Here is a 12087-nt window from a genome sequence, read left to right as displayed (position 1 = left end):
GCGCGACCAGTTCGGCGAAAGCCTTGACCGCGAGGACCGGCGCGCCCGTCGCAACGGCGCTCGGCGTGGGCGTCGGAGCTGGAGCGGGCGCGGCCTGCGTCGCGGCGAGACGCGGCGCGGCGCGCAAACCGGCGCCGGGACCGGGCGACGGCGGCGCCGACGGCCCGCTGCGGGTGGGCGACGAGCCGCCGGAGGGCGCCGAGGCCACGGCCTTCAGCGCCTCCTCGGGCGTCGGCAGGTCGGCAGCATAGGCCAGCCGCACCAGAACCATATCGGCGGCCGGCAGCGGGCGCGCGGAATCCTTCACTTCCTCGACGCCCTTGAGCAGGATCTGCCAGGCGCGCGACAGCACGGCCATGGAGAGATTTTGCGCAAAAAAGCCGCCGCGCTCACGCTCGACTTGAGTCGCCGAAGGATCGGAGACAGAAGGCGCGATCTTGGCCTTTGTCACGAAATGGACGAAGGCGGCGAGATCGGTCAGCACCTGCCCCGGATCGGCGCCGGCGTCATATTGGTCCTTGAGATTGGCCAGAGCCGCCGCGATATCGCCCTTCATCAGCGATTCGAACAGGTCGATCACCCGGCCGCGGTCGGCGAGGCCGAGCATCAGCCGCAGATTATCGACGCCGATCGGCGCGCCCGCCCCATGGGCGATGGCCTGATCGAGGAGGGACAGCGAATCGCGCACCGAGCCTTCCGAGGCGCGGGCGATCAGGGCGAGCGCATCAGTCTCGATCTCGACCCGCTCCTTGTCGCAGATCATCGCGAGATGGCGCACCAGCGCCTCGATCTCGACCCGGCGCAGGTCGAAGCGCAGGCAGCGCGAGCGCACCGTGACCGGCACTTTCTCGATTTCGGTGGTCGCGAACAGGAATTTGACGTGTTCCGGCGGCTCTTCCAGCGTCTTCAACAGGCCGTTGAAGGCCGATTTGGAGAGCATATGCACTTCGTCGATGATATAGACCTTGGTCCGCGCCATCACCGGCTTGTAGCGCGCGCTGTCCACGATCTCGCGAATGTCGTCGATGCTCGTGTGCGAGGCGGCGTCCATTTCGATCACGTCGACATGGCGCGATTCCAGGATCGCCTGGCAATGGGCGCCGAGTTCGTCCATGTGAATGGTCGGCTTGTCGACCGCCGGGCGGCCGTCGCGGGCAGGCAGCTCGTAATTGAAGGCGCGGGCGAGGATGCGGGCGGTGGTGGTCTTGCCGACCCCGCGCACGCCGGTGAGCATGTAGGCCTGATGGATGCGGCCGAGATCGAAGGCGTTGGACAGGGTGCGGACCATCGGCTCCTGGCCGATCAGGTCCTCGAAGCGGGTCGGGCGATATTTGCGCGCCAGCACGCGATAGACAGTGGCGGCTGGCTTGCCCGGCGCGGTCGCCTCCGGGAACAGGCCGCCGGACGCGCTTTCGTCGTGATCTGGCGCGGAATCGTCGATCATCGAGCCGCCGAGGAAAGGCGCCAGCGCTCGTCGGGCGCGCGAAACGTCTGGAGCGGCTTCCGCAGGACCGCATCGCGCTCCACGGAAACCAACGCGGCTGTCGCGAGGCGAAGCCGCATGAGTGGGAGGCTGGACGAAGACCCGCCCGTTCTCGTTAGGGCTGCTTCCTTCCGGACCTGACCCGGTTGGCGAGTGGAACGTCCACCGCCAACCTCCCGAGCCCTATTTGGACCATCGCGGCGCGTTTCGCAAGAGGGGAGGCAGCAAGCAGGCATTGGCCGGCGGGGCGCTTGTCTCGACGCGGCGGAGGCGCTACCCAGGCCAAAAGGAAGCCCGTATGAGTTTCACGCTCGATCCCCGTCTCGCCGCCGACACCCTTGCGGTCGGATCGCTGGCGCTGTGCCGCGTCCTGCTGATGAACGACGGCCGTTTCCCCTGGCTGATCCTGGTCCCCGGCCGCGACGGCCTGTCCGAACTGCACGATCTGACCGCCAGCGAGCGCGCCGTGCTGATCGAGGAGGCGGCCTTCGCGGGCGAAAGGCTGAAACGCCTGACCGGCGCGAAAAAGATCAATACCGCCGCCTTGGGCAATATGGTGGCGCAACTCCACGTCCATGTCATCGCCCGTGTCGAGGGCGACGCCGCTTGGCCTGGCCCGGTCTGGGGCGTCGGCAAGGCTGAGCCCTATGCGCCGGCGGCGGCGGCGGCGCGGCTCGTCGCCTTGCGCGCAACGCTCGTTCTGGACGCCGAATCATGAGCGCCTTTGACCTGACGATCGGCTTCGCCGGCAATCCGCTCGACCGGTTGTCGCACATTCGCGACGATGCGGAGCGGATCGCCGAACTGACCGCCGCGCCAAGCGCCCGCGCCGTGGTCTTCGTCCAGTCGATGCCGGTGCTGCGACAGGCGGGCGACCGGCTTGAAGGGCTGCATCCGCTCGACATGGCGCGGAATTTTGGTCCCGCGCGCGCCGAAGTGCTGCTCGGACAGGACAGCGAAGGCCCGGTTTTCGCTTTGCTGCTGCCGGACGAAGCCGCGACCGCCGAGACGCCGCCCGAGGCGAGCGATTTCGTCGATCAGCGGCGCTTCATCATCCCCGGCTGGCCCACGCTTTACATCCGCGAATTGCGCATCCTGGCCAATAAGGAAGCCCTGCCGCGCGAAATCATCGCCATTCTCGGCCAGGCCAAGGCCATTCTGCATTATCACGCGACGCATCCGCATTGCGCCCGCTGCGGCGCGCCGACCCGCGCGGTCCATGCGGGCTGGCGGCGCGATTGCCACGCCTGCGGCGCGCAGCATTTTCCGCGCACCGATCCGGTGGCGATCATGATGATCGAGCATGGCGAGGATTGCCTGCTCGGGCGTCAACCGCGCTTTCCGGACCGGATGTATTCCTGCCTCGCCGGCTTCGTCGAGGGCGGCGAAACGCTCGAGGAGGCCGTGCGCCGCGAAATCATGGAGGAGGCCGGCGTTCCGGTCGGCGCGGTGCGCTATATCGCCTCGCAGCCCTGGCCCTTTCCGGCTTCGATCATGATCGGCTGTCGCGCCCAGGCCTTGTCGCGCGAAATTGTGATGGACCCGGTCGAACTCGAGGATTGCCGCTGGTTCAGCCGCGCGGAGGCCCGCGCCATGATCGAAGGCCGTCACGACCAGGGGTTTTTCGCGCCGAATCCGATGGCCATCGCCCGCACCCTGCTGGAGCACTGGCTGCGCGGCGATTGATCGGGAGCCGTCAGGTCCGGATGTCGCCTTTGATGTAATGCATCAATTGTTCGATGGTGAATTCCTGATGGCCGATGATCGACTTCACCAGATCGCCCATCGAGATCAGCCCGACCAGCTCGCCGCGCTCGAAAACCGGAAGGTGGCGCAGCCGCGTCTGCGTCATCACCGCCATACATTCCTCGACGCCCTGGTCGGGCGTCGCATAAGGCGTATTGGCGGCCATCACGTCGCGCACCAGCGTCTTGGGCGAGGTGCGGCCCTTCAGCACCACTTCGCGCGCATAAATGCGCTCGGTGATGAGACCGACCACCCGGCCCGCCTCCATCACGACCAGCGCGCCGATGTCCTGGTCTGCCATCGTCTTGATCGCGTCGAACACGCTGGCGTCGGGTCGGATCGTCGCGACCTCATCGCCCTTTTCCTTCAGCAATTGCCGGATCGTGGTCATTTCCCACCCCCTTGCGCTCAAGATCGCGCCTGGACGGGCCGGACGAAAAAGGACCGACGGCTAATTGTCGTTTTCCGCGTTCAGGTCTTCCAGGGAGATGATCGCGTCAGACCCTTTTCTTTTCAGCCGCACGCCCGCCCCGCCGCCATTGTCCTCGATGAATTCGACGCCGACCGATTCGAGCGCGACCCGGATCGCCGCGATGGTGCGCGGATGCGGCGCCCTCTTGCCTTTTTCGAAGTCGGACAAGGTCACTTTCGACACTTGAGCGCGTTCGGCCAGACGCCCGGCCGTCAGCCCCACGCCGGCCCGCGCCATCCGGCATTGCTCGGGAGAGATGAGTTTGTCGCTCAAGGCCCAACCTCCCCATCGTTCAAGGTTGAATATGATAGACAGATTTGAGCCGAATCTATGACGTGAACCGCGCCCGGAGCAGGCCGCGCAAGGAATTTCCGATGAAAAGGCCGGTTTCGAGATCAGCGAGGCGCAGGATTTCTTCGCGCGCGCGGCCTTCGGCCAGCAGGCTGGCGCGCAACACGCCAGGGAGCAGACCGCAGGCCAAGGGCGGGGTCAGCAGGACGCCGTCGCGCGCGACGAAAAGATTGGTCCGCGCGCCCTCGCATAGATCGTCGCGCTCATTGAGAAAGAGCACCTCGTCGGCGCCGGAGGCCGCGAGCGCCTCCTCGTAAAGCGCACGGCGCGTGGTCTTGTGCCGCAGCAGCGGATCGCGCGAATCGAACCGGACGGGCGCCAAAGCGACGCGCCAGATCTTTTCCGGCGGGTCCGGCGCGAAGGGCGCGCCGGTCGCCTCCACGACGCCGTCGCGGTGCAGGACCAGCCGCACCCGCATCCTTTCGGCCGCAGCCCCGGCGATGGCGCGCGCCAAGGCGTCGTCGAAAGCGCCGGGCGCGAAAGCAAAACCCAGCGCCGCCGCCGAAGCCGCCATCCGCGCGCGGTGGCCTTCGCGCCGCAGGAAGCCGTCCGACTGCGTCCAGAGCAGGGTCTCGATCAGCCCGAAATCGTCTCGCCGGTCAGGAAGCGCGCCTTGAGCAGACATTCCTCATATTCCTCCCGAACCCGCGAATCCGCCACCACCGCCGAACCGACCGGGCAGGTCAGGCTCCCGTCCGGACGCAAGGTCAGGGTGCGGATCGCGACATTGAAGCGCATGTCGCCGCCGGGCGCGATCACGCCGATCGCCCCGCAATAGATGTCGCGCGGCGCCGCCTCCAATGCCGCGATGATCTCCATCGCCCGGATTTTCGGCGCGCCGGTGACCGAGCCGCACGGGAACAGGCCGGAGAAGATTTCCGCGAAGGACAGGCCGGGCCGCAGCCGCGCCTCGACGCCCGAGGTCATCTGGTGCAGGGTCGGAAAGGTCTCGACCGAAAAAAGATCGGTCACATGGACTGAGCCGATCTCTGACAGGCGGCTGATATCGTTGCGCAGCAGATCGACGATCATCAGATTTTCGGCGCGGTTCTTTTCGTCCCGCGCCAAAGCCTCGGCGAGCGCGCGGTCCTCCTCCGGGGTCACGCCGCGCCGCGCCGTTCCCTTCATCGGCCGCGCGAAAATTCTGTCGCCCCGCGTGACGAAAAATTTCTCGGGCGACAGCGACAGGATCGTCGGCCCGCCGAGCGCCACGATCCCGCCGAGATCGACCGGCTGGCGCGTCCGTAGGCGCCGGTAGAGATCAAGCGGCGCGCCCCGCCAGCGCCCCGCGACCGGAAAGGTCAGGTTGATCTGATAGACGTCGCCGGCGGCGATATAGTCGCGGCAGGCGGCGAAACGCCGCTCGTAATCGGCGAAGGACCAGTTCGCGCGAAGCTGTTCGACCCGGGCTGCGCCGCCCGCGTCAAGCGCCGGCGCGGGGCCCGGCGCGTCGAACAGCCCGAACAGTAGCAGCGGCTTTTCGCCATCGGGCCGCAACAAGGGCGCGAGGCGCGGCTCCAGCGCATAGCCGCATTCATAGGCGACATAGCCGGCGGCCCAAAAACCGTCGCGCGACGCCTGCTGCAAGGCGGCGAAGGCCGGCGCGACCTCTTCCGCGCGAAAAGCCGCGACGATTTTGCGCGGCGCGGCGAACAGCAGAGCCTCGCCGGCGGCGCGGTCTTCGATCAGGCAAAAAGGCGCGGCGATGGGCACGATGATTTCCCGTTCAGGCCCGCGAGATAAAACAGACCGGCGCGATTGGCAAAACCCTGTTGGCCGGTGTAGGCAAGGCGCAGGAGGGTTCGCATGGCTCTGGTTCTGTTTTCCGGCGGGCAGGATTCCGCCACCTGTCTGGCCTGGGCGCTGGCGCGCTACGAGCGCGTGGAGACGCTCGGCTTCGATTACGGCCAGCGCCATCGCATCGAACTCGACCAGCGCGCCAAACTGCGCGAGGCTTTCGTCGCGATCCGGCCGGATTGGGCGGCCCGGCTGGGCGACGATCATCTGCTCGACCTGTCGGCTCTGGGCGCCGTCTCGGACACGGCGCTCACACGGGCCAAGGCCATCGAAATGAGCGCGAAAAGCCTGCCCAACACCTTTGTGCCCGGCCGCAACCTGATCTTTCTGGCCTTTGCGGCGGCGCTGGCCTATCGGCGCGGCCTGCCGCGCATCATCGGCGGCATGTGCGAGACCGATTTCTCCGGCTATCCCGATTGCCGCGACGATGCGATCAAGGCCATGCAGGTGGCGCTGAATATCGGCATGGAAAGCCGCTTCGTGCTGGAAACGCCGCTGATGTGGCTGGACAAGGCGCAGACCTGGGCGCTGGCGCAGGAACTGGGCGGCGCGGGCCTGGTCGAGGCGATCATCGAGCACAGCCACACCTGCTATCTCGGCGAGCGCGGCGCGCGCCACGAATGGGGCTATGGCTGCGGCGAATGCCCCGCCTGCCGCCTGCGCGCCGACGGTTTCACGAAATGGCGCGCGACAGCCGGCGCGTAGCCGTAAAAAACGGCGTGCAAACTTTCGCACGCTTGGCGATTTCGGGCTGTGTCGGATGCTCGCGCCGAGCCGACATTACGACGCGGCAGGGACCGCAAAACTTCGCGCCGGGCATAAATTCGGCGCCAGGTCGGAGATCATCGAGACTACAGACTCGACAATTTGGTCTTCACCAACCCAAAAAGCTCCAGGGCGATCGATCGTAACTCCGGGATCTGACGTAATAAGGGGCGTCGGATGATGACCCGGAAGAGTCCCCGCGCGGGCTTGTCCGACCCCTGGCGACCTTATAATTACCGCCCGGGCTGGAGCCGGTGAGCACCACCTTCGTGTTCTCCAGGCCATTCTCCTGCACCAGCTCATAAAGTATCGCGGCGTTTTCAGGCGAGAGACGCACGCAGCCATGCGATGCGGGTTTGCCAAGATTCGCCACGTCATAGCTGCCGTGGATGGCATGTCCGTCTCTCATAAAGAAAACGGCATGCGGCATGGGGGCGTTGTCCCACTCTTTACTATACCAAATTTCGTTCATGGACGTTGCGGTATAGGTTCCCGACGGCGTTGAATATCCTGCTCGGCCCGTCGATACCGGCCATCGATATCTTTCCGCCCCGTTCAAGAAAACCGTCATTTGTTGACTGGTTTTGTCGATATGGACGAGGAGCGCGCCTCCATTGGCTCCGGCGGCGTTCGCTCCATAGAAGCCGGCGCCCGCGTGAGCCGTCACCGGAAAGAGGACCGCCGCTACATCGATGGCGATCAATAAGAGCGCGATTCTCTTCAATTGATCCAAGGATTTGCACATAGGCTCGCCCGCGCGGAAATGAACATATCAACGCTCGCTCCCCGGCACACGAGCCGGAATCCGCTTAGCGGAACGCTTGACCGGCGCAAATTGTTCCTGCTTCCAGCCGGCCCCTGAGCGGACTCTGATCTTGCCTACCGAGGCCGCGGCCCTCCCGTGGGCGGGGCTCGACGGTCGCCTTCGGGTCGACTGCCGCCTGCCGGAAAAACAAGCGTTCGGCAACCAAACCTCAGATTTGAACCGCTCGCCGATCACGTCCTTTTGGCCGCCGACCCCCGCGCATCGTGATAGAATGCCGTCCGCCGGAGCGCGCGAATGGCCGAGGAGCTTGTCCATAAATCCTGCACGCCGTGCCGGGGCGGCGTCCCGCCGCTGACGCGCGAGGCGGCGGAGGCCTATCTTGAGCGCGCGCCGGATTGGCGGCTTTCGGCGGACGCCAGCCTGATCGAACGTAATTTCCGCTTCGGCAATTTCCGCGACGCCTATGCCTTCGTGCGGCAGGTCAGCGAACTGGCCGAGACCGAAGGCCATCACCCCGACATCAGCTTCCGCTGGGGCTATGCCGATATTTCCCTGCAGACCAAGAAAATCAAGGGGCTGCACGAGAACGACTTCATCATGGCCGCCAAGATCGACCGGCTCTTCGCTGCGGCGTGATCACCACGCAACCATTTCGCACGAAGACGGTTATAGCTGGAGCGAGGCCGGTTAACCAAAATGAGCGACGGCCGCTGAAGGGAGCGAAATCCATGTCCTTGCGCATCAATTCCGAAGCCCCGGATTTCACCGCAGACACCACGCAAGGCCAGATCCGGTTCCATGAATGGATCGGCGACCATTGGGCGATCCTGTTCTCCCATCCGAAGGATTTCACCCCGGTCTGCACCACCGAACTCGGCTATATGGCCGGGCTGAAGCCGGAATTCGACAAGCGCGGCGCCAAGATCATCGGGCTCAGCGTCGATCCGGTGGGCAACCACGACCGCTGGGCGAAGGATATCGAGGAGACCCAGGGCCATGCCGTGACCTATCCGATGATCGGCGATCCGGAGCTAAAGGTCGCCACGGCCTATGACATGCTGCCCGAGGGCGCCGGAACGACCTCCGAAGGCCGCACCGCCGCCGACAACGCCACCGTGCGTTCGGTCTTCGTGATTGGCCCGGACAAGAAGATCAAGGCCATGCTCACCTATCCGATGAGCACGGGACGCAATTTCGACGAGGTGCTGCGGTTGCTCGATTCCTGCCAGCTCACCGCGAAACATACGGTCGCGACGCCGGTGAACTGGCGTCCGGGCGAGGATGTCATCATCCCGACTTCGGTCTCCGACGAACAGGCGAAGCAGAAATATCCGTCCGGCTGGCGGACGCTCAAATCCTATCTTCGCGTCGTCGCGCAGCCGAAGGATTGAGAGCGCCGGCTTCGCTGGGGAGGCGAACGCATGATTTTCGAATCCTTCGCGGCGGGGGGCTGCAAATCCTATCTGATCGGCTGCGAACCCACCCGCGCGGCGGCCCTGATCGACCCCGAATTGTCGCTGATCGATCATTATCTCGGCGCCGCCAGCCAGCATGGCGTCCATATCCGCTATATCGTGGACACCCACACCCATGCCGATCATTTTTCCGCCAGCCGCGAATTGGCCAAGGCGCTCAACGCGCCGGTGGTGATGCATCGCCTGAGCCCGGCGCCCCACGCCAGCCTGCGGGTGGACGATGGCGACATGCTGATCGTCGGCCAATTGCGTCTGCAGGTTTTGCATACGCCCGGCCATACCCGCGATTCGATCTGCCTCGTCGCCGGCGACCGGGTTTTCACGGGCGACACCTTGCTGATCGGCGGCACCGGCCGCACCGATCTGCCGACCGGCGATCCGCATGCGCTTTACGAGAGCCTGTTCGACAAAGTGCTGAAACTGCCGCCGGAAACGCTGGTCTTCCCGGCCCATGACTACAAAAACCGGACCAGCTCGACCATCGGCGCCGAGATCGCCGACAATCCGCGCCTGCAAAAGACGGAGCGCGCAGCCTTCGTCGCCATGATGGAACAGCTCGATCTCGCCGCGCCGACCCATCTGACCGAGGCCCTGCGCACCAATATGAACGGCGGCAAGACGGTGGCCCAGCTTCTGGCCGAAGCCAGCGCCCGCGTGCCCTTCATGTCGCTCGCCGCTCTGCACGAGCGGATCGGCGCCAACAGCCGCGACCTGGTGATCCTCGACCTGCGCGAAAGCGAGGCGTTCCGCGCCGGCCATATTCCGGGCGCGAAGCACTTGCCGCGCGGCCAGCTCGAATTGCGCGTTAACGGCGAATTGCCCGACCCGACGGTTCGCATCCTGACCTGCTGCGAATTCGGCAAGATCTCGACGCTGGCCGCCGCGACCTTGCGCGAATTGGGCTATTCGCGGGTGGCGGCGCTGGACGGCGGCGTCAAGGCCTGGCGCGAGGCCGGTTTCGAGCTGGAGGCGTAATCCGGCCTATTTCGCCTCGCCGATCTGCTGACGGAAGGCATGGGCCGGATAGGCGCCGAGAATCCGCACTTCTTCCGAGAAAAACTGCAATTCCTCCAGCGCCAGCGCCAGATTCGGATCGTCGGGATGGCCCTCGACGTCGACCAGGAACTGGGTCGCGGCGAATTCGCCGTTGACCATGTAGCTTTCCAGCTTGGTCATATTGACGCCATTGGTGGCGAAGCCGCCCAAAGCCTTGTAGAGCGCCGAGGGCACGTTGCGCACGCGGAACACGAAAGTGGTGATCATCGGGCCGTCGATGCGCGGTCCCGAACGCGGCTGCCGCGACAGCACGACGAAGCGCGTGGTGTTATGCGCCTCGTCCTCGACGAAACGGGCGAGCACGTCGAGGCCATAGATGTCGGCGGCGAGCAGCGGCGCCAGCGACGCGCGCGTCCTATCGCCCCACTCCGCCACTTCGCGGGCCGAGCCGGCGGTGTCGCCGGTGACCACGGCTTTCAGATCATATTTGCGGATGATCTTGCGGCACTGGCCAAGCGCGTGGACATGGCTGTAGACGCTGCGCAACTCCTCGATCTTGGCGCCCTTGACGCCGAGCAGATGGAAATGGATCGGCAGGAAATATTCGCCGATGATGTAAAGCCCGGCGCCCGGCAGGAAATGATGGATATCCGCGACCCGGCCGGCCAGCGAATTCTCGATCGGGATCATGCCGAGTTCGGCCCGGCCCTCGGTGATGGCGGCGAAGGCCTCCTCGAAACTGGCGCAAGGCAAAGTGTCCCAGCCGGGATAGACATCGGAACAGGCCATATGGGAATTGGCGCCCGGCTCGCCCTGATAGGCTATGGTCTTTTTCATTGGCCGCTTTCCAAAATTTTGCGCGCGCGCTCCAGATCATGCGGCGTATCGACGCCGAGCGGCACGGTGTCGACGATTTCGACGTCGATCCGCATGCCCGCCTCCAGCGCACGCAATTGCTCCAGCTTTTCACGCTTTTCCAGCACTGAAGGCGGCAGGCTCACGAAACGCTCCAGCGCGGCGCGGCGATAGGCATAGAGCCCGATGTGGTGGAACAGGTCGCCCTCGCCCCAGGGCGCGGTGGCGCGGGTGAAATAAAGCGCGCGCAGCCGCGTCGGGCCAAGCGGCGCGCCCACCGCCTTGACCACATTGGGGTCCGCGCGCTCTTCGTCGCGCGTGATCCGCGCCGCCAGAGTAGCGATATCGACGGTCGGATCGGCCAAAGGCGCGAGCGACGCCCGCACGCTGGCGGGGTCAATCGTCGGCAGATCGCCCTGCAGATTGACGATCACGTCATAGCGCCGGCCGGGATCGAATGTCTGCAAGGCGGCGAAAATGCGGTCCGAGCCGGACGGCAGGTCGGGATCGGTCACCACCGCCTCGCCGCCGGCCTCGCGCACGGCCTGCGCGATCTCGGGCCCGTCGGCCGCGACAAGAACCGGCCCAATTCCCGCCTCGACCGCGCGGCGAAAAACCTGAACGATCATCGGCGCGCCGCAGAGATCGGCCAGGGGCTTGTCCGGCAGCCGCGTCGAGGCGCGGCGCGCGGGGATGACGATCAGGGCGTGTTCGGACATCTTGGTTCTTGTCGGGTTCTTGTCGGGCGGCTGGCGGGACGGCGGCGGAGACTAGGCTAAATTATGAGGATTTTCGCCGCTTATACGTGTTGCCAAGCGTGAGGCAAAGCGTTTATCAGAGGCCGACCAAGCGGAGATTGCGGCATGCTGCTTCTTGACTATCGTGTTTACGGCGCGCTGTTCGGCGCAATCCTGTTCGCCCTTTTCCTCGGCCTTTTCAGCAATGCGCTGGTCGTGGGCACAATAGCCAATCCCCCGGGCTTCGATCTCCCCAGCGGCGCCGAGCCGGCAAAGAAGGCCGCCGCCCCCGTCGCCGCCGTTCCGCTGCCGGAGCTTCTCGCCAAGGCCGACGCCGACAAGGGCAAGGCGCTCTTCAAGGTCTGCGCCACCTGCCACAGCTTCGAAAAGGGCGCCGCCGCCAAGGTCGGCCCGGATCTTTGGGGCGTGATCGGTCGCCCGAAGGGCGGCGCCGAAGGCTTCTCCTATTCGGACGCGATGAAGGGCAAGGGCGGCAATTGGAGCTTCGAGGACATCAACACCTTCCTCACCAGCCCGAAGAGCTTCGTCGCCGGCACGAAAATGGGCTTCGCCGGCGAGCCTGACGCCGGCAAGCGCGCCGACATCATCGCTTACCTGCGCACGCTTTCGGATAGCCCGGTTCC

Annotated in this window: 15 protein-coding genes and 1 other RNA gene; 7 read left to right on the top strand and 9 right to left on the bottom strand. The window is 65.5% G+C overall.

The genetic code is table 11. The features are described from left to right. Together ACE3S9_RS07310 and ffs are read right to left on the bottom strand one after the other, a co-directional pair. Positions 1 to 1444 (bottom strand): DNA polymerase III subunit gamma/tau (locus ACE3S9_RS07310; RefSeq protein ID WP_374545784.1); only part of this gene is annotated, 1444 nt, incomplete at its 3' end. A gap of 120 nt (positions 1445 to 1564) precedes the next feature. After that, positions 1565 to 1661: signal recognition particle sRNA small type (gene ffs, locus ACE3S9_RS07305), an RNA gene on the bottom strand. A 120-nt stretch (positions 1662 to 1781) separates the two neighbouring features. Between ffs and ACE3S9_RS07300 the strand changes: the two genes are divergently transcribed. After that, positions 1782 to 2201, top strand: coding sequence for an HIT domain-containing protein (locus ACE3S9_RS07300; RefSeq protein WP_374545783.1), 420 nt, complete (start codon positions 1782 to 1784; stop codon positions 2199 to 2201). Beyond that, complete coding sequence (nudC, locus tag ACE3S9_RS07295) at positions 2198 to 3169, top strand: NAD(+) diphosphatase (RefSeq protein WP_374545782.1); 972 nt, start codon at positions 2198 to 2200, stop codon at positions 3167 to 3169. Before ACE3S9_RS07300 ends, nudC begins: the two co-directional genes overlap by 4 nt. A 10-nt stretch (positions 3170 to 3179) precedes the next feature. On the opposite strand, the gene ACE3S9_RS07290 is transcribed toward nudC, so the two are convergent. Genes ACE3S9_RS07290 through ACE3S9_RS07275 form a run of 4 tightly spaced genes read right to left on the bottom strand, consistent with a single transcriptional unit; the run spans position 3180 to position 5765 of the window. Beyond that, positions 3180 to 3620, bottom strand: a complete 441-nt coding sequence (locus ACE3S9_RS07290; RefSeq protein ID WP_374545781.1) for a CBS domain-containing protein — start codon at positions 3618 to 3620, stop codon at positions 3180 to 3182. Between the two features lie 60 nt (positions 3621 to 3680). Further along, complete coding sequence (locus tag ACE3S9_RS07285; protein ID WP_374545780.1) at positions 3681 to 3974, bottom strand: helix-turn-helix domain-containing protein; 294 nt, start codon at positions 3972 to 3974, stop codon at positions 3681 to 3683. A 55-nt stretch (positions 3975 to 4029) separates the two neighbouring features. Next, positions 4030 to 4677, bottom strand: coding sequence for an aminotransferase class IV (locus tag ACE3S9_RS07280; RefSeq protein ID WP_374545779.1), 648 nt, complete (start codon positions 4675 to 4677; stop codon positions 4030 to 4032). After that, positions 4629 to 5765 carry an aminodeoxychorismate synthase component I gene (locus tag ACE3S9_RS07275; RefSeq protein ID WP_374545778.1) on the bottom strand — a complete coding sequence of 379 codons (1137 nt, stop codon included), beginning with the start codon at positions 5763 to 5765 and terminating at the stop codon, positions 4629 to 4631. Before ACE3S9_RS07275 ends, ACE3S9_RS07280 begins: the two co-directional genes overlap by 49 nt. A gap of 93 nt (positions 5766 to 5858) precedes the next feature. Here ACE3S9_RS07275 and queC point away from each other — a divergent pair, with 93 nt between their 5' ends. Then, the gene (gene queC, locus ACE3S9_RS07270) at positions 5859 to 6554 is read left to right on the top strand and encodes a 7-cyano-7-deazaguanine synthase QueC (RefSeq protein ID WP_374545777.1); all 696 of its coding nucleotides are present in this window, start codon (positions 5859 to 5861) and stop codon (positions 6552 to 6554) included. A gap of 169 nt (positions 6555 to 6723) precedes the next feature. Here queC and ACE3S9_RS07265 read toward each other — a convergent pair whose 3' ends face one another. Next, positions 6724 to 7347 carry a L,D-transpeptidase gene (locus ACE3S9_RS07265; protein WP_374545776.1) on the bottom strand — a complete coding sequence of 208 codons (624 nt, stop codon included), beginning with the start codon at positions 7345 to 7347 and terminating at the stop codon, positions 6724 to 6726. Positions 7348 to 7674: 327 nt separating this feature from the next. On the opposite strand from ACE3S9_RS07265, the gene ACE3S9_RS07260 reads away from it, so the two are divergent. The 3 genes from ACE3S9_RS07260 to ACE3S9_RS07250 all read left to right on the top strand — a co-directional run bounded on the left by ACE3S9_RS07260 (position 7675) and on the right by ACE3S9_RS07250 (position 9830). Continuing rightward, positions 7675 to 8016 (top strand): 4a-hydroxytetrahydrobiopterin dehydratase, encoded by a 342-nt coding sequence (locus ACE3S9_RS07260; protein WP_374545775.1) that lies wholly within the window; start codon positions 7675 to 7677, stop codon positions 8014 to 8016. 92 nt (positions 8017 to 8108) lie between these two features. Next, positions 8109 to 8771, top strand: coding sequence for a peroxiredoxin (locus tag ACE3S9_RS07255; protein WP_374545774.1), 663 nt, complete (start codon positions 8109 to 8111; stop codon positions 8769 to 8771). 30 nt (positions 8772 to 8801) lie between these two features. Next, positions 8802 to 9830: an MBL fold metallo-hydrolase gene (locus ACE3S9_RS07250; RefSeq protein ID WP_374545773.1), complete on the top strand. Its 1029-nt coding sequence runs from the start codon at positions 8802 to 8804 to the stop codon at positions 9828 to 9830. Positions 9831 to 9836: 6 nt separating this feature from the next. Here the strand turns inward: ACE3S9_RS07250 and ACE3S9_RS07245 are convergent, their stop codons facing one another. Together ACE3S9_RS07245 and ACE3S9_RS07240 are read right to left on the bottom strand one after the other, a co-directional pair. Further along, positions 9837 to 10688 carry a prephenate dehydratase gene (locus ACE3S9_RS07245; protein WP_374545772.1) on the bottom strand — a complete coding sequence of 284 codons (852 nt, stop codon included), beginning with the start codon at positions 10686 to 10688 and terminating at the stop codon, positions 9837 to 9839. Then, the gene (locus tag ACE3S9_RS07240) at positions 10685 to 11425 is read right to left on the bottom strand and encodes a 3-deoxy-manno-octulosonate cytidylyltransferase (protein ID WP_374545771.1); all 741 of its coding nucleotides are present in this window, start codon (positions 11423 to 11425) and stop codon (positions 10685 to 10687) included. Before ACE3S9_RS07240 ends, ACE3S9_RS07245 begins: the two co-directional genes overlap by 4 nt. Before the next feature lie 144 nt (positions 11426 to 11569). Between ACE3S9_RS07240 and ACE3S9_RS07235 the strand changes: the two genes are divergently transcribed. Continuing rightward, positions 11570 to 12087: cytochrome c family protein (locus tag ACE3S9_RS07235; RefSeq protein WP_374545770.1), on the top strand; the 518-nt coding region annotated here is incomplete at its 3' end.

It is taken from the genome of Rhodoblastus sp., from assembly GCF_041915505.1.
GTDB lineage: Bacteria > Pseudomonadota > Alphaproteobacteria > Rhizobiales > Beijerinckiaceae > Rhodoblastus.
The sequence above is the reverse complement of the archived record's forward strand: the minus strand, read 5'-3'. Positions and strand labels throughout refer to the sequence as shown.

Bases quoted from the DNA above. Each gene is read 5' to 3' on its own strand.
- ACE3S9_RS07300 (WP_374545783.1), top strand. From the start codon at position 1,782: ATGAGTTTCACGCTCGATCCCCGTCTCGCCGCCGACACCCTTGCGGTC.
- ACE3S9_RS07250 (WP_374545773.1), top strand. From the start codon at position 8,802: ATGATTTTCGAATCCTTCGCGGCGGGGGGCTGCAAATCCTATCTGATC.
- queC (WP_374545777.1), top strand. From the start codon at position 5,859: ATGGCTCTGGTTCTGTTTTCCGGCGGGCAGGATTCCGCCACCTGTCTG.
- ACE3S9_RS07290 (WP_374545781.1), bottom strand. From the start codon at position 3,620: ATGACCACGATCCGGCAATTGCTGAAGGAAAAGGGCGATGAGGTCGCG.
- ACE3S9_RS07245 (WP_374545772.1), bottom strand. From the start codon at position 10,688: ATGAAAAAGACCATAGCCTATCAGGGCGAGCCGGGCGCCAATTCCCAT.
- ACE3S9_RS07280 (WP_374545779.1), bottom strand. From the start codon at position 4,677: ATGTCTGCTCAAGGCGCGCTTCCTGACCGGCGAGACGATTTCGGGCTG.
- nudC (WP_374545782.1), top strand. From the start codon at position 2,198: ATGAGCGCCTTTGACCTGACGATCGGCTTCGCCGGCAATCCGCTCGAC.
- ACE3S9_RS07240 (WP_374545771.1), bottom strand. From the start codon at position 11,425: ATGTCCGAACACGCCCTGATCGTCATCCCCGCGCGCCGCGCCTCGACG.
- ACE3S9_RS07255 (WP_374545774.1), top strand. From the start codon at position 8,109: ATGTCCTTGCGCATCAATTCCGAAGCCCCGGATTTCACCGCAGACACC.
- ACE3S9_RS07260 (WP_374545775.1), top strand. From the start codon at position 7,675: ATGGCCGAGGAGCTTGTCCATAAATCCTGCACGCCGTGCCGGGGCGGC.